At 73.8% G+C, this 17,841-nt stretch carries 15 protein-coding genes; 12 read left to right on the top strand and 3 right to left on the bottom strand.

Annotated features, from left to right (window positions below):
• Positions 1–36 precede the first annotated feature (36 nt).
• Positions 37–1,548: an MATE family efflux transporter gene (locus KG103_RS17440; RefSeq protein ID WP_207339740.1), complete on the top strand. Its 1,512-nt coding sequence runs from the start codon at positions 37–39 to the stop codon at positions 1,546–1,548.
• A gap of 19 nt (positions 1,549–1,567) precedes the next feature.
• Here the strand turns inward: KG103_RS17440 and KG103_RS17435 are convergent, their stop codons facing one another.
• On the bottom strand, positions 1,568–2,278 hold the full coding sequence (locus tag KG103_RS17435; RefSeq protein ID WP_207339739.1) for a hypothetical protein: 711 nt from the start codon (positions 2,276–2,278) through the stop codon (positions 1,568–1,570).
• Positions 2,279–2,438: 160 nt separating this feature from the next.
• Between KG103_RS17435 and KG103_RS17430 the strand changes: the two genes are divergently transcribed.
• The 3 genes from KG103_RS17430 (at position 2,439) to KG103_RS17420 (ending at position 6,792) form a co-directional block, all read left to right on the top strand.
• Positions 2,439–3,689, top strand: coding sequence for an MFS transporter (locus KG103_RS17430; protein WP_207339738.1), 1,251 nt, complete (start codon positions 2,439–2,441; stop codon positions 3,687–3,689).
• 121 nt (positions 3,690–3,810) lie between these two features.
• Complete coding sequence (locus KG103_RS17425) at positions 3,811–5,994, top strand: nuclease-related domain-containing DEAD/DEAH box helicase (RefSeq protein WP_207339737.1); 2,184 nt, start codon at positions 3,811–3,813, stop codon at positions 5,992–5,994.
• 108 nt (positions 5,995–6,102) lie between these two features.
• Positions 6,103–6,792, top strand: coding sequence for a hypothetical protein (locus KG103_RS17420; RefSeq protein ID WP_207339736.1), 690 nt, complete (start codon positions 6,103–6,105; stop codon positions 6,790–6,792).
• A 12-nt stretch (positions 6,793–6,804) separates the two neighbouring features.
• On the opposite strand, the gene KG103_RS17415 is transcribed toward KG103_RS17420, so the two are convergent.
• Positions 6,805–7,842 (bottom strand): LacI family DNA-binding transcriptional regulator, encoded by a 1,038-nt coding sequence (locus KG103_RS17415; protein ID WP_207339735.1) that lies wholly within the window; start codon positions 7,840–7,842, stop codon positions 6,805–6,807.
• Between the two features lie 249 nt (positions 7,843–8,091).
• Here KG103_RS17415 and KG103_RS17410 point away from each other — a divergent pair, with 249 nt between their 5' ends.
• The 6 genes from KG103_RS17410 to KG103_RS17385 all read left to right on the top strand — a co-directional run bounded on the left by KG103_RS17410 (position 8,092) and on the right by KG103_RS17385 (position 14,626).
• Complete coding sequence (locus tag KG103_RS17410) at positions 8,092–9,462, top strand: ABC transporter substrate-binding protein (protein WP_207339734.1); 1,371 nt, start codon at positions 8,092–8,094, stop codon at positions 9,460–9,462.
• Entirely contained in the window at positions 9,462–10,427 is a 966-nt protein-coding gene (locus tag KG103_RS17405) for a carbohydrate ABC transporter permease (protein ID WP_207339733.1), read from the top strand. The genes KG103_RS17410 and KG103_RS17405 overlap by 1 nt, the downstream gene beginning before the upstream one ends.
• The gene (locus tag KG103_RS17400; RefSeq protein ID WP_207339732.1) at positions 10,427–11,251 is read left to right on the top strand and encodes a carbohydrate ABC transporter permease; all 825 of its coding nucleotides are present in this window, start codon (positions 10,427–10,429) and stop codon (positions 11,249–11,251) included. Before KG103_RS17405 ends, KG103_RS17400 begins: the two co-directional genes overlap by 1 nt.
• Positions 11,248–12,216 carry an alpha/beta hydrolase gene (locus tag KG103_RS17395; protein ID WP_207339731.1) on the top strand — a complete coding sequence of 323 codons (969 nt, stop codon included), beginning with the start codon at positions 11,248–11,250 and terminating at the stop codon, positions 12,214–12,216. The genes KG103_RS17400 and KG103_RS17395 overlap by 4 nt, the downstream gene beginning before the upstream one ends.
• Positions 12,217–12,378: 162 nt before the next feature.
• Positions 12,379–13,857 (top strand): sucrose phosphorylase, encoded by a 1,479-nt coding sequence (gene gtfA, locus KG103_RS17390; RefSeq protein WP_207339730.1) that lies wholly within the window; start codon positions 12,379–12,381, stop codon positions 13,855–13,857.
• Between the two features lie 157 nt (positions 13,858–14,014).
• The gene (locus KG103_RS17385) at positions 14,015–14,626 is read left to right on the top strand and encodes a polysaccharide deacetylase family protein (RefSeq protein ID WP_207339729.1); all 612 of its coding nucleotides are present in this window, start codon (positions 14,015–14,017) and stop codon (positions 14,624–14,626) included.
• 27 nt (positions 14,627–14,653) lie between these two features.
• Here the strand turns inward: KG103_RS17385 and KG103_RS17380 are convergent, their stop codons facing one another.
• On the bottom strand, positions 14,654–15,685 hold the full coding sequence (locus KG103_RS17380) for a LacI family DNA-binding transcriptional regulator (RefSeq protein ID WP_207339728.1): 1,032 nt from the start codon (positions 15,683–15,685) through the stop codon (positions 14,654–14,656).
• A 194-nt stretch (positions 15,686–15,879) separates the two neighbouring features.
• Between KG103_RS17380 and KG103_RS17375 the strand changes: the two genes are divergently transcribed.
• Complete coding sequence (locus KG103_RS17375; RefSeq protein WP_249670652.1) at positions 15,880–16,806, top strand: carbohydrate ABC transporter permease; 927 nt, start codon at positions 15,880–15,882, stop codon at positions 16,804–16,806.
• Positions 16,807–16,809: 3 nt separating this feature from the next.
• On the top strand, positions 16,810–17,775 hold the full coding sequence (locus tag KG103_RS17370) for a carbohydrate ABC transporter permease (RefSeq protein WP_207339727.1): 966 nt from the start codon (positions 16,810–16,812) through the stop codon (positions 17,773–17,775).
• The last annotated feature ends 66 nt before the right edge of the window (positions 17,776–17,841 follow it).

Here is a 17,841-nt window from a genome sequence, read left to right as displayed (position 1 = left end):
CCGACCCAGCCGTACCGAAGCGCGGAGTCCTCCTTCATGTCCAAGGCCCTGACCACGGGCGCCCCGTGGCGCGTCATCCTGTCGTTCGCCGTCCCCCTGCTGATCGGCAACGTCGTCCAGCAGCTCTACCACTTCGCCGACGCGATGGTCGTGGGCCGCACGCTCGGCGTCGACGCGCTCGCCGCGGTGGGCGCGACCGGGAGCCTGCTGTTCCTGCTCATCGGCTTCGCCTGGGGCATGACGTCCGGCTTCGCGATCCCCACCGCGCAGGCCTTCGGCGCCGGCGACGCCGCCGCGGTCCGCCGCTCGGTGGCGTCCGGTGCCATCCTCACCGGCGTCGTCACGCTGCTGCTCACGGTGGGTGCGCCGCTGCTGGCCGGCCCCGCGCTGCGCCTGCTGCGCACCCCGGAGGAGCTGCTGCCGCAGGCCGAGACCTTCGCGGTCATCAGCTTCCTCGGGGCCGCGACGACGATGTTCTTCAACTTCCTCGCCGCGATCGTGCGCGCCATCGGCGACTCCCGCACCCCGCTCGTCTTCCTCACGCTCAGCTGCCTCCTCAACATCGCCCTGGTCGTGGTGCTCGTCGGGGTTCTCGGCACCGGCGTCGGGGGCGCGGCGCTGGCCACCGTCGTGGCGCAGGGCGTCTCGGTCGTCCTGTGCTTCGTGCACGTCCGGCGACGCGTGCCCGTGCTGCACGTGCGCCGCGAGGACTGGCGCGTCACGCGCGCCGACCTGGCGCACCACCTGCAGCTGGGCCTGCCCATGGGCTTCCAGGCGTCGATCATCGCGATCGGGACGCTCGCCGTGCAGGTGCGGCTCAACAGCCTGGGCTCCGACGCCGTCGCCGCCTATACCACCGCGACGCGCGTCGACGGCCTCGCGGTCGCCCTGCTCGCCTCGCTCGGGCTGGCGGTCTCCATGTTCGTCGCCCAGAACCGCGGCGGTGGGCGGCCCGACCGGATCCGGACGGGCGTCGTGCAGGCCGTCTGGATGTCGGTGCTCGGTGCGGTGCTCATCGGGGTCGTGCTCGTCACCGCGGGCGGCTGGATCGTCGAGATGTTCGTCGGCGAGGGCGAGCAGCGCGTCGTCGACATGTCCGCGCACTACCTGGTCGTCAACGGCGTGCTCTACGCCGTCCTCGGGGTGCTCTTCGTGCTGCGCGGTGCGCTGCAGGGGCTGGGCCGCACCCTCGTGCCCACCGTCACCGGTCTCATCGAGCTGGTCTGCCGCGTCGGCGCCGCGGTGGTGCTCGGCGCGGCCTACGGGTTCGCCGGCGTGGTGTGGGGCAACCCGCTCGCGTGGCTCGGGGCCGTCGCGCTGCTCGTCCCCGCGTACCTGCGGGCGCACCGCAGCCTCGCGCAGGACCCCATCGCGCCGCTGTCCCACGTCGCGTCGACGCCCGAGCCGATCACCCTCGAAGGGCCGTCCGACGGGTCCATGGTGGTGGACGCGGTGGTGCCGCAGCCGCGCCGCGGGTCCGGGACGGCCGCGGAGCAGCCGACGCAGGTCGGCGAGGGGTGCGACCGCCGGGAGCGCGTGGCGGGCTGACCCGGGCCGCGGCCCGGCGTCAGGCGATCGCGAGCGGTGCGGACACGGCCACCCAGGCCAGCCACCCGGCGGCCAGGACGACGGCGGCCGTGGCCGCGAGCCGGCCGGCGACCACCCACGGGGTCGCGACCTGCGGCGCGGGTGGTGCGCAGCGCACCGACCTGCGCGGGCGGACGGCCCGGCGGCGGGCCACCCGGGCGTCGTCCGTGAGGTCCGCCGTGGTCAGCAGGTCCGGCTGGCCGGCACCGCCCAGCCGCACCTCGAGCAGGAGCGCGAGCCCGGCCGCGTCCACGGGCGACAGCCGGGGCGGCAGGGCACGCAGGTGGGCACCGAGCGCGGTCGCGCGGACCACCGGCGCGTCGGCCGTCCCCCGGCCGGGCCCGCAGCGCACACCGCGCACCGCTGTGCGGAAGCGCGGAGCCAGGAGGGCGGCGACGGCCGCGGCCGCGTCCGTCCCCTGGTGCGCGCCCGCGGTCCTCCCGGTGCCCTCGACGACCACCACACCGCCGGGGCCCACGGCCACGTGCGCGATCCGGGCCGACGGCCGCCCCGGGTGGTGCAGCGCGTGCAGCACGAGCCAGCCCTCGGCCTCGAGCGCGCGCAGCGCCGCCGGCACCCCGGGCACCGACGAGGGCTTGCCCGCCGGGACGTCGTGCGCCCACGACGGCACGCCGGGGCGCGCACCGGACGGACCGCGGTGCGTGGTGGTCGGCTCGTCGCCCGTGCTCATCGTGGCCCCATGTCCCCGGTATCGGCCCGTCGGCGCGGTGACCTGAGCCCGGACCCGCTGCGCGAGCCGCGACGCGGCCACGACCACCCGGCACGTCGCGGTGCTCTGCCAGTAGGGTCGTCGGCACGCCGCGGGGGCAGCAGGGGGACGAGGGGGACGGATGCAGCAGGTCGTCGACGTGCGGACGAGGGTGGCCGTGGGGGCCACGTACGCCGCGCAGGGCTTCGGGTACGCCACCGTGGTGACCGCGTTGCCGGGCCTCAAGGCCCGCACCGGCATCGACGACGCGATGATCTCGGTGGTGCTGCTGATGGGCGCGCTGCTCGCCGCGGCCGGGTCGGTGGCCGCCGAGCGGATCGCGCGCCGGTGGTCGAGCCGGTCGGCCGTCGTGCTGGGGCTGCTGGCGCAGGCCGCCGGGCTGGCCCTCGTCGCCTCGGCCACGTCGGTGCCCGTGCTGGTCGTGGCGTTCGTCGCGTTCGCCCTCGGGCTGGGCATGGTCGACGCGTCGTCCAACATGCAGGGCGTCGCGCTGCAGCACCACGTGGGCCGGCCCATCGTCTCCACGCTCTTCGCGTGCCTCACGGTCGCGGCCATCACGGCGGCGCTCGTGCAGTCGGGCCTGGCCCGGCTGGGTACGACGACCGGCGCGGTGTCCGCCCTGGTCGTCGCCGTGCTGGTCGCGGCCGCCGTGGCGCTGCTGGTGCGTCCGGTGCTGCTGGACAGCACCGCGTCGCAGCCGCCGCCCGCGGACGACCACGAGGGGATCCTGCCCGGTGCCCGCACCGGGGTCGTCGCCGACGCGCCCGCTGCCGCACCAGCCCGGACCCCGCTGCCGCGTGCCGGCCTGTGGGTCTTCGGCGCGCTCGTCGCCGCCGCGTTCGTGGTCGACGCCGCCGTCTCCAGCTGGAGCACGGTGTACCTGCACGACGAGCTGGCGGCGTCCGCGTCCGTCGCGCCGCTCGGGTACGCGGCCTACCAGGGAGCCGTGCTGATCGCCCGGCTGCTGGGCGACCCGCTGGTGCGGCGCCACGGACGGGTGCGCGTGGCCGCCCCGACCGGCGCCGTCGCCGCCGCGGGTCTCGTGCTGGTCGCGCTCGTGCCCAGCCCGGAGGCGGCGATCGTCGGGTTCGCACTGGCCGGGATCGGCGCCGGCACGCTCGTGCCGCTGGCGTTCTCCGCGGCCGGTGAGCTGGCACCCGACCGGCTGGACGACGTCATCGCCCGGATCAACCTCTTCAACTACGCCGGTGCGCTCATCGGGTCCGTGTCGATCGGGCTGCTGGCCGGCATCACGGGCATCGGGCCGGGGTTCCTGGTGCCGGCGCTGCTGCTGGTGCCGGCGATGGCCGCGGTGCCGCGGCTCGCCGGCGCGCGGGTCGCCGAGCTCGCGGGCGGTCGCCCACCGGCCTGACCCGTCACCTCGCCGGGCGCGCCCGGGTGAGCCGTCCGGGCCAACGGGTGGTCACCCTCGCGCCGTCTCATGCTCCCGCACGCCGCGGCCGATAGAGCCCACGACGGTGGGAGGGACGAGCATGCCTGCAGGGGACTCCGCGGGGCAGGAGGCGAGCCGACAGCTCGCGCTTGCGGCCGCGCACGACAAGGCGGCGTCCGCCGCACGCGCGGCCGCGTCGCGGTACGGGCTGGCCTCGGTGACCGAGCAGCGCACCGCCGCGGCGCTGGCGCCGCTGGCCGGCGCGGGCTACCACCTGCTGGCGGACCGCCAGTGGCCCGGCAGCCGGCGTGCGCAGGTCGACATGGTGGTCGTCGGACCGGCCGGGGTGTTCGTGGTGGACACCAAGGCGTGGGCGGACGTGACCATCGCGGGTGACCGCATCCACCGCGGTCAGGAGGACGTCACCGACGAGCTCATGGCGCTGGCGGACCTGGCCTACCGCACCGAGGGCGAGCTGGCCGAGGTCGGCCTGGCTCCCGGCGAGGTGCACGCGATGGCCGTCCTGGCCGGGCGCACCGGCGTCGACGAGCGCGTGGGGCCGGTGCAGGTCGTCGGGGAGCGTGATGCGCTGCGCCAGATCGCCCGGCGCGGCGCGCGCCTGGGCCCGGCGCAGGTCGACGTCGTGCTGGCGCGCTGCCTCGAGTGGTTCCGCCACGTGGGGGACGCGGCGCCGATCAGCACCACCCTGCTCGAGCCGGTGCTTCCCGCCCCTCGCGCCCCGCAGCCCGGCACCCCGCACCCCGCGGACGATCGGGAGCGTGACCACGGCGGCGTGCACCACGGCTTCCCCGACCCCCGCGTGCCCCGCGGGGTCACGACGCCGGTGCCCCCCGTGCCGCCGCTGAGCGAGGAGGAGGTGCGCTCCGCGCTGCTCACCGGCCTCATGGCCGCACCGGTCGAGGAGTGGATGGCGTTCCTGCACCCGGCGCAGGCGCGGGTCGTGCGGCGCTCGTACAACGGGCCCGCCCGGATCCGCGGGTCCGCCGGCACCGGCAAGACCGTCGTCGGGCTGCACCGCGCCGCGTACCTGGCGCGCACCCGCCAGGGCAAGGTCCTGGTCACCACCTACATCCGGACGCTGCCCGACGTGCTGCGCCAGCAGCTGACCCGGCTCGCGCCGGACGTCGTCGACCGGGTCGAGCTGGCGGGGGTCCACGAGACGGCCAAGCGCATCCTCGAGGAGCGCGGCGTGGAGCACCGCATCGACGGCCGCAAGATCGCGTCGGCGTGGACCGCCGCGTGGGGCCGGGTGGCCGGCGGCAGCGTCATCGACACCGACCGGCACGAGCAGGACTACTGGCACGACGAGGTCAGCTACGTCATCAAGGGCCGCGGCCTGACCCGGTGGGAGCAGTACGCCGAGCTGCCGCGCCTGGGGCGTCGGCACCGGCTGGGGCCGCACCAGCGGCGCGTCGTGTGGGAGTTGTACGAGGCGTACCAGGAGGAGCTGGCGAACCGCGGTGTCCACGACTTCGCCGACCAGATCGCCCTGGCGGAGGCCGAGCTGCGGCGCGAGCCCATGACCGGCCGGTACACCGCGGTGGTCGTCGACGAGGCGCAGGACCTGACGTGCGTGATGATCCGCATGCTGCACGCGCTGGTGGGTGACGTCCCCGACGGCCTGACCCTGATCGGCGACGGGCAGCAGACCATCTACCCCGGCGGGTTCACGCTGGCCGAGGCGGGTGTGTCCGTCGCCGGGCGCGGCACCGTGCTCGACGTCAACTACCGCAACACCCGCGAGATCCTGCAGTTCGCGTCGATGCTGGTGCGCGACGACGAGTTCGCGGACATCGAGGGCACCACCGCCCGCGGCGACCGCCCGGCGCAGGTGGAGCGCAGCGGCCCGAAGCCGGTGTACGTGCGGTGCGCCACGGAGGCGGACCGGCAGCGCCGGCTGGTGCTGCGCGTGCACGAGGTGGTCGCGGAGGTGGGCACCAACTTCGGTGACGTGGGCGTGCTGTCGCTGTCGCGCCGCGGCGTCGAGGCGGCCACGGAGTCGCTGCGCAAGGCCGGTGTGCCGGTGGTGAACCTGGAGCAGTACGACGGGGTGCCGGTCAACCGCGTGAAGGTCGGCACGGTGAAGCGCGCCAAGGGGCTGGAGTTCAAGCAGGTGCTCGTCGTCGACCCGTACGCGTCGTGGCTCACGGAGAAGCCCGAGGAGCTGGACGACGTGGACCGCGAGCGCCGCGACTTCCGGCTGCGCGAGCTGTACGTGGCGATGACGCGTGCGCGCGACGGGCTGTGGGTGGCGTCGATCTGACCTCGGCGCGGCGCGTGCGTCGTCGCGTGCCCGGACCGCGCGCCGGGACCGCGCGCCGGGACCGCGCGCCGGGACCGCGCGCCGGGACCGCGCCGGTAGGGTCGCGTCGTGAGCGTCCCGCCGCACCCGCCCGTCCCGCCGGACCCGGCGGCCTCCCCGCCGGCAGCGCCGCGCCGCCCGTCGCTGACCTGGCCGGTCGTGCTGACCGTCGTCGGGCTGCTGGTGCTGGTGGCGGCCCTCGCGGCGGCCGTGGGAACGGCCGGCGCGTTCGTCGGTGCGGTGCGCAGCGACGTCCTGACGTCCGACGGGCAGCCGGGGGTCGCGGTGCTGGCGGCCGCGCCCGCGCCCGGGGCGGCACGGGTCCACCTCACGGAGGGAGAGCGCTACGCCGTCCACCTCGTGGTGCCGAGCGGCGCGTCCCGCGAGGACGATCGCCCGGACCTGCCCGAGGACGTGCTGCTCCTGGCCCCGTCCGGTGAGGTCGTCGCGGCGGACGGCTCGCCGGGCGTGACCATGACGAGCACCGCGGGGGGCCTCGTGGCGGTGTCGGTCGGCGCGTTCACCGCCCCGCAGACCGGGACGTACGAGATGGCGGTGCCGTCCGCGGGCGTCCCCGACGCGTGGGTCGCGCTCACGCCGGACAAGGAGTTCGCGCCCTTCTTCGCGTCGATCTGGGGCACGGTGCTGGGCGTGTTCGTGGTGCTGGGCCTGGGGTTCGTCGGGTCCGGTGCGGTGATCACCGGGGTGGTCTGGTGGGTCGTGCGGGCACGCGCCCGTGCGGCGGTCGCGGGCGGCTGACGCCCCGAGGGGTCAGGCGGGCGCCACCGAGCCGCGGGCGCGCAGCGGGACGGGCAGGCGGTGGACGCCCGGGCCGCTGCCGGACCCGGAGACCTCGGCGAGCAGCAGCTCGACCGCGCGGCGGCCGAGCTCCTCGTGCGGGATGGCGAACGACGAGACCCCCGGCCGCAGCCAGTCGGCCATCGGGTAGTTGTCGAAGGACACCACGGACACGTCGTCCGGGATGCGCAGCCCCGCCTCCTGCAGCGCCTGGTAGGTGCCGAACGCGAGGCGGTCGTTGAAGCAGATGATCGCGCGGGGCTGCGGGTGCCGGGCGAGCAGCGCGTGGGTCGCGGCCCAGCCCTGCGGCGGAACCCAGTCGGGGCACAGGTGCCCCGACGCGGGGGTCAGGCCGACTGCGCCGAGGGCCTCGCGGATGCCCGCGAGCCGCTCGACGCCGGCGACGGTGTCGGGGGGCACGTCACCCGGGGCCGGCCCGGCGCCGACCAGGTGGATCTCCCGGTGCCCGGCGTCGAGCAGCAGGCGTGCGGCGGCGCGGCCCGCCTCGACCTCGTCCGGGACGACCGCCGGTGCCCGGGTGGTACCGGCGGGCAGGGTGTTGAGCAGGACGGTGGGGAGCCGCTCGAGCTCGGCCGGCACGGCGCGCGTACGGGTGAACATCGAGGTCAGCATGATGCCGTCGACCCGGCGGTCGAGCATGGCGTCGATGAGCGCACCCTCGATGGCGGGGTCGCCCTCGGTCTCGCCGATGAACAGCATGTAGCCGTGGTCGCGGGCGGCCTCGATGGCGCCCTTGATCATGTCACCGGCCATCTGCCCGGTGGCCACGGTGTCGGACACGAGGCCGAGGGTGCGGGTGGTGCCCTTGCGCAGCCCGACGGACACGATGTTGGGGCGGTAGCCCAGCGTCGCGGACGCGTCCCGGACGCGCTCCTGCACGGCCTGCGAGATGCGCAGCTCCGACCCGCGGCCGGACAGCACGAGCGACGCCGTCGTCGACGAGACTCCCGCGGCGCGGGCGACGTCCGCGAGTGTCACGCGTCGGGTCACGTCCCGTCCTTCCGTCGCGAGGATCCTAGGGGCGCCTGCCCGGCGATGGGCCGCACCCGCCCCGCCGGCATGTCCGACCAGACCTGGACGCATGTCCGGTGTGCCGGGCGCAGGGCCGGCACCGTCACCGATTCGTGACGTGACCTGGATTGACACCGCCCCTGGCTGATCGAAAGCATGACGTTGCTAAGACGATTTAGCAAGGGTCCGCGCCCCCACGGACCTCGTCCGACGGAGAAGGAGACACCGGTGTCTCGTACGACTGGAAGGTCCCGGAACGCGGCTGCTGCCACGTCGCTGTTCCTGGCCGGCATCCTCGCACTGACCGCGTGCAGCGCCCCGGGCGCGAGCACCGACGAGCCCACGGCCGACGGCGACGGCGCCGCCACCGCCGCGGGTGACTGGACCTGCGGCACGGACGACGTGACGCTCGACGCGTACCTCGAGACCGGCTTCCCGCTCTCGAACGCCCTCTTCGAGGAGTTCGAGAAGCAGTACCCGAACGTCTCGTTCGACGTCCGCGAGGACCAGTTCGCCGTCATCACCCAGAACGCCCCCCGCGTCCTGGCCGACAACCCGCCGGACCTCATGCGCCTGCCGCAGATGTCCGACCTCGTCGACGACGGCCTGCTCTACAACCTCGACGAGGCCGCCGCGCACTTCGGCTGGGACGAGTGGCCCGCCTCGCAGCTCGCGCAGATGCGGGTCGACGAGGAGGGTCGCCGTGGCGACGGCCCCCTGTACGCCATGGGCAAGAACTACTCGATGACCGGTGTCTTCTACAACACCGAGCTCGCCGAGCAGATCGGCATGACCGAGGCCCCGAAGACGCTCGCCGAGCTCGACGAGTGGATGCAGAAGGCCAAGGACGCCGGCATCACGCCGTCCGACCAGTTCAACGGCGGTGCCACCGGCGGTCTCGCGTTCCCGCTGCAGCTGCTCATGGCGTCGTACGGCGCGGTCGACCCGATCAACGACTGGACGTTCCAGAAGCCGGGCGCCCGCATCGACACCGAGAGCAACATCAAGGCTGCCGAGCACCTCAAGAAGTGGATCGACGCCGGCTACTTCGCCGACGACATCAACTCGCTCGACTACTCGCAGATGATGGGCCGCTTCATCGACGGCAAGAGCCTGTTCATCTTCAACGGCGACTGGGAGTCGGGGAACCTCGACACCCAGATGGAGGGCAAGGCCGGCTTCTTCCTCATGCCCCCGCTCGAGGAGGGCGGCAAGGTCGGCGCCATGTCGGCCCCGCTGACGTTCGGCATCTCGTCCAAGGCCGAGAACCCGGAGTGCGCGGCGTTCTTCTTCGACTGGATCGCCACGAACGACGACGCGCGCACGCTGGCCGTCGAGATCGGTGGCTCGCACCCCATGGGCCCGGCCGACGCCTTCATGCCTGAGGTCGACCCCGAGTCCGTGACGGGCCAGACCCTCGCGGCCGGCGCCACGATCGCCGAGGACAACGGCGCGATGGAGTTCATCGCCAACGCGACCGGTGCCATCTACGCGAAGAGCTGGACGCCGAACCTGCAGAAGCTCGTCGCGGGCGAGCAGACGGCCGAGGGCCTCCTCACCGCCGTCCAGGCCGACTACGAGAGCGAGATCAACGGCTGATGAACACCACGCGGACGGCCGCTGCGCCCGGTCGCCGCGAGGTCGCCGCCTCGGCGTCGACCAGCCTCGAGGCCAGGCGCCGCGCCCTCAAGGCGCGGCGCCTGCGCCGGGGCTGGGCCGCTCTCGGCCTCGTGGTCCCGGCTGCCTTCTTCTACGTGCTCTTCGTGCTGCGCCCCCTGGTGCTCACGGTGCAGTACTCCTTCTACGACTGGAACGGTGTCGGCGCCTCGACGTTCGTCGGGGGCAAGAACTACACCCGCCTGGTCGAGAAGCCCGAGCTGCTCGGCTCGATCGTCAACGCGCTCGAGCTGATCATCTACTTCAGCTTCGTCCCCGTGATCCTCGGCCTGCTCACCGCGGCCACGATCCGCAAGTTCGCGACGAGCCGCCTCGCGCTCCTCTCGCGCACCGTGCTGTTCCTCCCGCAGGTCATCCCGCTCGTCGCAGCGGGCATCATGTGGACGTGGATGCTCGCCACGGACGGCGTCGTCAACGAGCTCATGCGCGCCGTCGGCCTGGGCTCGGTCACGCGCGCCTGGCTGGGTGACACGAGCACCGCGCTCGGCGCCGTCGGCGTCATCGGCGCGTGGGTCGCCCTCGGGCTGTGCCTCCTGCTGCTGCTGTCCGGCATGACGAAGATCGACCCGGCGCTGTTCGAGGCCGCGCGCATCGACGGTGCCGGCGCGGTCCGCGAGTTCTTCGCGATCACCCTGCCGAGCGTGCGCCAGGAGATCGGCGTGTGCGTCACCGTGACCGTCATCGCGGCGCTCGCCGCGTTCGACATCGTCTACATCTCCACGCAGGGCGGGCCCGCCAACTCGACGCTCGTCCCCGGCCTGGAGATCTACTACCTCGGCTTCTTCTCCCGCGAGGTGGGCCAGGCCTCCGCGCTCGCCGTGGTGTTCATGGTCCTCGTGCTGGCCGTCGTCCTGCCGATCCAGCGCCTGACGAAGGAGGAGGACTGATGATCGTCTCCCGCCGTGAGGCGTGGCTGGGCCGCGCCCTGCTCGTCCTGCTGATGGCCGTGACGGTCATCCCGTTCATCAGCCTGTTCGTCACCGCGCTGCACAAGCCCGGGACGTACCCGTCGGGCATGTCGTGGCCCGAGACTCCGTACTGGTCGAACTTCGTCGACGCGTTCCAGGCCGCCGACATGTGGGCCCTGCTGTGGTCGAGCTTCCTCATCGAGCTCGGTGTGGTGCCCGCGGCGCTGCTCATCGCGACGCTCGCCGGGTTCTCGCTGGGCCACCTGCGCCCGCCGGGCCACCGGTGGATCTTCCTGACGTTCGTGCTCGGTCTGACGCTGCCGTTCCAGGCGATCATCGTCCCGCTGTACTACCAGATGCGGGACATGCAGCTGCTGAACACCCGGTGGGCGATCATCCTGCCGCTGCTCGGCCTGTACATGCCGTTCGCGGTCATGTGGATGCGCGCGCACTTCGTGACGATGCCCCCGGACCTGTCCGAGGCCGCCCGCATCGACGGGGCGAACACGTGGAAGCTGTTCACCCGTGTGCACGTCCCGCTGTCGCGGCCCGCGCTGTCGTCCCTCGGGATCCTCATGTTCCTGTGGACGTGGAACCAGTTCCTGCTCGCCGTGGTGCTGGTGGATGACCCGAAGAACCGCACGATGGCCGGTGCCCTCGGCGCGTTCCAGGGACAGTGGGGCACGGACATCCCGCTGCTGTGCGCGGGCTCGCTGCTGATCCTCACGCCGACGCTGCTCGTGTTCCTCGCGTTCCAGCGGCAGTTCGTCTCGGCACTGATGCAGGGGGCGCTGAAGGGATGACCACCGCCGTGGCGACCCGACCGCCCTTCGACCCGGCGATCGCGGCCGCGCTGACCGGCCGGCCCCAGGACGTCGTGACGACCCTGGCGCCGGACGAGATCGACGGGCTGCGCTCGCGGGCCTGCCCGCCGGACCTCGACGCGGTCGCGGTGGCCGTGCGCCGCACGCTCACGTGGCACGAGGCCCCCGGGCCCGACGGCCCGGTGCGCGTGGCGCTGCTGCGGCCCGAGGTCGACGGCGTCGTCCCGGTGCTGCTGCACCTGCACGGTGGCGGCCTGGTGGTGGGCACGGTGTCGGACGACGTCGCCGCGGTCGCCGAGGCCGGCCCCGGGTGGGCCGTCGCGTCGGTCGACTACCGGCTGGCGCCCGAGCACCCGTACCCGGCCGCGGTCGAGGACGCCTACGCCGCGCTGGTGTGGCTCGTCGGGCAGGCCGAGGCGCTGGGCCTCGACGCCGGGCGTGTCGTGGTGACGGGCGTCAGCGCCGGCGGCGGGCTCGCGGCCGCCCTCGCGCTGCTGGCGCGGGACCGCGGCGGGCCGGCCCTGGCGGGTCAGCTGCTGGTGTGCCCGATGCTCGACGACCGCAACGACAGCGCGTCGGGCCACCAGATGGCCGGCGTCGGCTCGTGGGACCGCACGGCGAACGCGACCGCGTGGGCCGCGTACCTCGGCGAGGCCGCCGGCGGGCCCGACACCCCGCCGTACGCGTCGGCCGCGCGTGCCGCACACCTCGACGGCCTGCCGCCCGCGTACGTCGACGTCGCGTCGGCCGAGACGTTCCGTGACGAGTGCGTGCAGTACGCGGCCCGGATCTGGGCCGACGGCGGCGAGGCCGAGCTGCACGTCTGGCCCGGCGGCTGCCACGGCTTCGACGGGCTCGTGCCGGACGCGCCGGTGTCGCGCGACGCGCGCAACGCCCGCGCCCGCTGGCTGGCGCGGCTGCGCGAGCGCCCGCCGGCCCCCTGACGTCCGTCGGCGTCCGCCCTCCCCCCGGTGGTGGGCGCCGACGGACCCCCTCTGCCAGACCCTCCTGACGGGCCCATCCTGACGGAGGACCCCCGACCGGTCCGCCGGTCCACCGCCCCACCGCGACCGACCCCGGTCACCGACGACGACGGAGCCCGACGCGTGACGCACCACGGCCCTCAGCTCATCACCTACGCCGACCGCCTGGCGGGCGACCTGCCCGGCCTGCACGCGCTGCTCGACGGCCCGCTCGCCGGCGCGTTCGGCGGCGTGCACGTCCTGCCCTTCTACACGCCCTTCGACGGCGTGGACGCCGGCTTCGACCCGCGCGACCACACGCAGGTCGACCCGCGCCTGGGCACCTGGGACGACGTGCGGGCGCTCGCCCGGGGTCGTGACGTCATGGCCGACGTCATCGTCAACCACGTGTCGGCGGACTCCGCGCAGTTCCGTGACGTCCGCGAGCACGGCGACGCGTCCCCGCACGCCCCGATGTTCCTCACGCTGGACTCCGTCTTCCCGGACGGCGTCACCGAGGAGGACCTGGCGCGGATCTACCGCCCGCGCCCCGGCCTGCCGTTCACGGCGATGACGCTCGGCGGGCGTCGCCGCCTGGTGTGGACGACGTTCACGGCCGACCAGGTCGACATCGACCTGCGCACGCCGCAGGCGTGGGACTACCTGACGTCCGTCGTCGACGCCCTGACCTCCGGCGGCGTGACGATGCTGCGGCTCGACGCCGTCGGGTACACGGGCAAGGAGGCGGGCACCGACTGCTTCATGACCCCCGCGACCGACGAGTACACCGAGCGGATCGTCGAGCAGGCGAAGGTCCGCGGCGCGCAGGTGCTGGTCGAGGTGCACGGGCACCACACGCAGCAGATCGAGATCGCGCGCAAGGTCGACCTCGTCTACGACTTCGCGCTGCCGCCGCTGGTGCTGCACGCGCTGACCGCCGCCGACCTCGAGCCGCTGGCCGGGTGGCTGCGCATCCGCCCCGCGAACGCCGTGACGGTGCTGGACACGCACGACGGCATCGGGATCGTCGACGTCGGCCCCTCGGACCTGCGCCCGGGCGAGCCCGGCCTGCTGACCCCGGAGAAGATCGACGCCCTGGTCGAGCGGATCCACGACAACTCCGGCGGCACGTCGCGGCAGGCCACCGGCGCGGCGGCGTCGAACCTCGACCTGTACCAGGTCAACTGCACGTTCTACGACGCGCTGGCCCGCGACGACCGCCGCTACGTGCTGGCGCGGCTGCTGCAGCTCTTCGTCCCGGGGATCCCGCAGGTCTACTACGTCGGCCTGCTGGCCGGCGCCAACGACATGGACCTGCTGGCGGCCACGGGGGTGGGGCGTGACGTCAACCGGCACCACTACACGCCGACCGAGATCAAGGAGGCGCTGGAGCACCCCGCGGTGCGCGGCCAGCTCGCCGGCCTGCGCCTGCGGTCCTCGCACCCCGCCTTCGACGGGGACTTCACGTGGGACCTCGACGGGACGCGCGGCACGTTCGTGCGCACGGCCGGTGAGGCCCGGGCGACGCTCACGTTCGACGTCGCCGACGGCTCGTTCGAGGTGCGCGCCACGGACGACGACGGCGAGCAGGTCGTGCTGACGGACGGCGACCTCACGGTCTGACCTCGTCCGGTCCCACATCCCGGGACGTGCGCGTCGCGACACCGGGCTGACGTCGTTCACGGGTGCGGATGACGTCACCCGGGTCGCGGACGCCCGTGCCCACGTGTCAGGCACAGGAATCGGTGTGGGGGTCGCGCGCGTGCGGCAGGATGCCCGCATGGACGCTCCTGGCCTCGCCGACCTCATCCGGTACGTCGACCCGGACCCCGCGGCACCGACCGCGGTCCTGACGTTCGACGACGGGCCGAACCCGCCGGACACCCTCACGCTGCTCGACCTGCTGGCGCGGGAGCAGGTGCGCGCGGTGTTCTGCCTGGTGGGCGTGCAGGTCGAGGCGCACCCGGACGTGGTGCGCCGGATCGCCGCCGACGGGCACGTCCTGGCCAACCACTCCTGGCGGCACGACGACCTGCAGGAGTGGTCGCCCGAGGCGGTCCGGGCGGACCTGCAGCGGACGCTCGACGCGATCCACGCCGTGGTCCCCGACGCCCCGGTGCCGTTCTTCCGCGCACCGTTCGGACACTGGGGACGCACGGTCCCCGTCGCCGCGGAGCTCGGCATGGCGCCGCTCGAGTGGCAGCTGGCCGTCGAGGACTGGGTGCCGCCGGGCGTCGACGAGCTGGTGCGCCGCCTGGGTGGTGTCGAGCCGGGCGGCGTGATCCTGCTGCACGACGGGGGCGGCGACCGCAGCCAGACGGTCGAGGCGGTGGCGCGCGTGATCCCGCGGCTGCGGGCCGACGGGTGGGGGTTCACGGTGCCGGGGGCCTGACGCCCGGAGGCGTCCTGACGGGCCGGGTCAGCGCGCCCGCGGCGGGGCGGTGCTGCCGCGCACGACCAGGCGCGTCGGCACGACCACGTGGTGGCCGGCGAGGCGCTCGCCGTCGCGGATCTGGCGGACCAGCAGCTCGACCAGCTCGGCGCCGATCGCGGTGAAGTCCTGGCGGACGGTCGTCAGCGGCGGCCACAGGTACTCGGCCAGCGGGACGTCGTCGAACCCGACCACCGACACGTCCTCGGGGACCCGCCGGCCCGCCTCGTGCAGCGCGCGCACCACACCGGCCGCCATCTCGTCGTTGCCGCAGAACACCGCCGTGACGTGCGGGTCCGCCGCGACCTCGGCCCCCACGCGGTACCCGGACGCGGCCGACCAGTCCCCGTGCCAGGCCCGCGGGACGGGCCGCCCGGCGGCGCGCAGCCGGGTGCGCCACGCGTCGGCACGCACCCGCGCCGGCGTCGAGTCCAGCGGGCCGCCGACGTGGTGCACGGTCGGGTGCCCCAGGTCCAGCAGGTGCTGCACGGCGGACGTCGCACCTTCGACCTGGTCGGTGCCGACCGCGGGGTGGTGGCCCACGAACCGGGAGTCCGACACCACCACCGGCAGGCGCGGCGGCAGCGCGAGGGTGGCGGGCGTGGCGTCCTCGGCGCGGATCACGACCAGCCCGTCGATCGCCTGGTGGCTCAGGCGGCGCACCGCGTCGGACACGTCGGACGACGAGGGGGTGCGGACGTCGACCAGGCTGACGGTGTACCCGTGCTGGCGGGCGGCCTCGACGACGCCCTCGAGGGTGCGGGACTCGCCCGTGCGGGTCAGGCGGTGCGCGATGAGGCCGATGGCGTGGAACGACCCCGAGCGCAGGGCGCGGGCCGCGTGGTTGGGGCTGTAGCCGAGCTGGTCCATGGCCGCCAGGACGCGGTCGCGGGTGGCGGGGCGCACGTTGGTGGTGCCGGTGGAGACCCGCGACACCGTCTGCTGCGAGACGCCCGCGAGCCGTGCGACGTCCGCGATCGAGGGCCCGGCCCGGCCGCGGGGTGAGGGCACCTGCGCCATGCGGGGGAGCGTAGCAGTGGTCGCGCGACCATCGATGGCGACGTCGCCATCGGTTCTGGCTCCTCCGGAACCATCGAGGGCGGGCCGTGCTGACCAGGAGAACTCGGAGGTCTTGACATACTTCGACCCTTGGTGAAACTCTGCGACGACGTGCTGATGATGACGTCAACATCCGGCGCACGAAGGAGTGTCCCGTGTCCCAGACCGCCGTCGTCGCCGCGGTGCCGCCCGCCGCCGGCGCGCTGCCGCGGCGCCGCACCCGCGCCCGGTGGGCCGGGTGGGGGTTCGTCGGGCCCTTCATGGCCGTGTTCGCGCTCGTGTTCCTCGCGCCCATCGCGTACTCGCTGTGGATCAGCCTGTTCCGCACGCAGCTCGTCGGCGGCACCGCATTCGTCGGGCTGCAGAACTACCAGCGCGCGCTCGAGGACCCGCAGTTCTGGTCCGCCCTCGGCCGGGTCACGGTGTTCCTGGCCGTGCAGGTGCCGATCATGCTCGGCATCGCGCTGCTCGTGGCCCTCGCCATCGACTCGGGCCGGCTGTTCGGGCGTGACTTCTTCCGCATCTCGATCTTCCTGCCGTATGCCGTGCCCGCCGTCGTCGCCACCCTCATGTGGGGCTTCATGTACGGCACACGCTTCGGCCTGGTCGGCAACATCAACGACGCGTTCGGCGTGAGCCTGCCCAACCCGCTGTCGCCCGATCTCGTCCTGGCCGCGATCGGCAACATCGTGACCTGGGAGTTCGTCGGCTACAACATGCTGATCTTCTACTCGGCGCTGCGCACGGTGCCCACCTCGCTGTACGAGGCGGCCGAGATCGACGGCGCCGGGCAGTGGCGCGTCATCACCGCCATCAAGCTGCCGGCCATCCGCGGCGCCCTCGTGGTGGCCGGCATCTTCTCGATCATCGGCAGCTTCCAGCTGTTCAACGAGCCGAGCATCCTGCAGTCCCTGGCGCCCAACGCGATCACCACGTACTTCACGCCCAACCTGTACGCGTTCTCGCTGTCGTTCTCCGGGCAGCAGTACAACTACTCCGCCACGGTGGCGCTGCTCATGGGCGTGCTCACCATGGTCATCGCCTACGTCGTCCAGCTGCGCGGCATGCGCAAGGAGGCGTGAGCGATGACCACCGCGACCCCCGCCCCCACGCCCGCGACCCCCAGCGCGACGCACCGGTCCGCGGCGCCGCGCCTGCGCAGCACCCGCGGCTCCGGCCCGGCACGCACCCGCACCCGCAGCGCCGACCGGCCGCGCCGGTCCGTGCTGCTCACGGTCCTCACCGGGGTCGTCCTGCTGTACTCGCTGGTCCCGCTCGTGTGGCTCGTCGTCAACGCCACCAAGACCCAGGGCGACCTGTTCTCGTCGTTCGGGCTGTGGTTCGGCGACTCGTTCGCGCTGTTCACCAACATCGGGCAGACGCTCACGTACGACGACGCGATCTTCGTGCGCTGGCTCCTCAACACCGTGATGTACGTGGTGCTGGGCGCCGGCGGCGCGACCGCGCTGGCGGTGCTGGGCGGGTACGGGCTGGCCAAGTTCACGTTCCCCGGCAAGCGCGCCGTGTTCGCCGTCGTCATCGGCGCCGTCGCCGTGCCCGGGACCGCGCTGGCCGTGCCGACCTTCCTCATGTTCAGCCAGCTCGGCCTGACCAACACGCCCTGGTCGGTGATCATCCCGTCGCTGATCTCGCCGTTCGGCCTCTACCTCATGTGGACGTTCGCCGCCGAGGCGGTCCCCACCGAGCTCATGGAGGCCGCCCGCATCGACGGTGCCTCCGAGGCCCGCACGTTCGCGCAGGTGTGCCTGCCGCTGCTCGCTCCCGGCATCGTCACGGTGCTGCTCTTCACCATGGTCGCGACGTGGAACAACTACTTCCTGCCGCTGATCATGCTCAAGGACCCCGACTGGTACCCCCTGACGCTCGGCCTCAACGCGTGGAACGCGCAGGCCGCCACGGCCGGCGGCGAGGCGATCTTCCACCTGGTCATCACCGGGTCCGTCCTGACGATCGTGCCGCTGGTCGTCGCCTTCCTGCTGCTGCAGCGCTACTGGCAGTCCGGCCTGTCGGCCGGCTCCGTCAAGGAGTGACGCGGCACCCGCCGCACCCGCCCCGCACACCCACCGGTTCTTCGTACGACGACGTGAGAGGACACC

Origin of the sequence: Cellulomonas wangleii, assembly GCF_018388445.1 — a bacterium.
Lineage (GTDB): Bacteria > Actinomycetota > Actinomycetes > Actinomycetales > Cellulomonadaceae > Cellulomonas > Cellulomonas wangleii.
Note: the sequence above shows the minus strand (reverse complement) of the source record. Positions and strands in the feature narration are given on the sequence as shown.

Bases quoted from the DNA above. Each gene is read 5' to 3' on its own strand.
- KG103_RS17435 (WP_207339739.1), bottom strand. From the start codon at position 2,278: ATGAGCACGGGCGACGAGCCGACCACCACGCACCGCGGTCCGTCCGGT.
- KG103_RS17425 (WP_207339737.1), top strand. From the start codon at position 3,811: ATGCCTGCAGGGGACTCCGCGGGGCAGGAGGCGAGCCGACAGCTCGCG.
- KG103_RS17380 (WP_207339728.1), bottom strand. From the start codon at position 15,685: ATGGCGCAGGTGCCCTCACCCCGCGGCCGGGCCGGGCCCTCGATCGCG.
- KG103_RS17385 (WP_207339729.1), top strand. From the start codon at position 14,015: ATGGACGCTCCTGGCCTCGCCGACCTCATCCGGTACGTCGACCCGGAC.
- KG103_RS17400 (WP_207339732.1), top strand. From the start codon at position 10,427: ATGATCGTCTCCCGCCGTGAGGCGTGGCTGGGCCGCGCCCTGCTCGTC.
- KG103_RS17370 (WP_207339727.1), top strand. From the start codon at position 16,810: ATGACCACCGCGACCCCCGCCCCCACGCCCGCGACCCCCAGCGCGACG.
- KG103_RS17440 (WP_207339740.1), top strand. From the start codon at position 37: ATGTCCAAGGCCCTGACCACGGGCGCCCCGTGGCGCGTCATCCTGTCG.
- KG103_RS17405 (WP_207339733.1), top strand. From the start codon at position 9,462: ATGAACACCACGCGGACGGCCGCTGCGCCCGGTCGCCGCGAGGTCGCC.
- KG103_RS17395 (WP_207339731.1), top strand. From the start codon at position 11,248: ATGACCACCGCCGTGGCGACCCGACCGCCCTTCGACCCGGCGATCGCG.
- KG103_RS17430 (WP_207339738.1), top strand. From the start codon at position 2,439: ATGCAGCAGGTCGTCGACGTGCGGACGAGGGTGGCCGTGGGGGCCACG.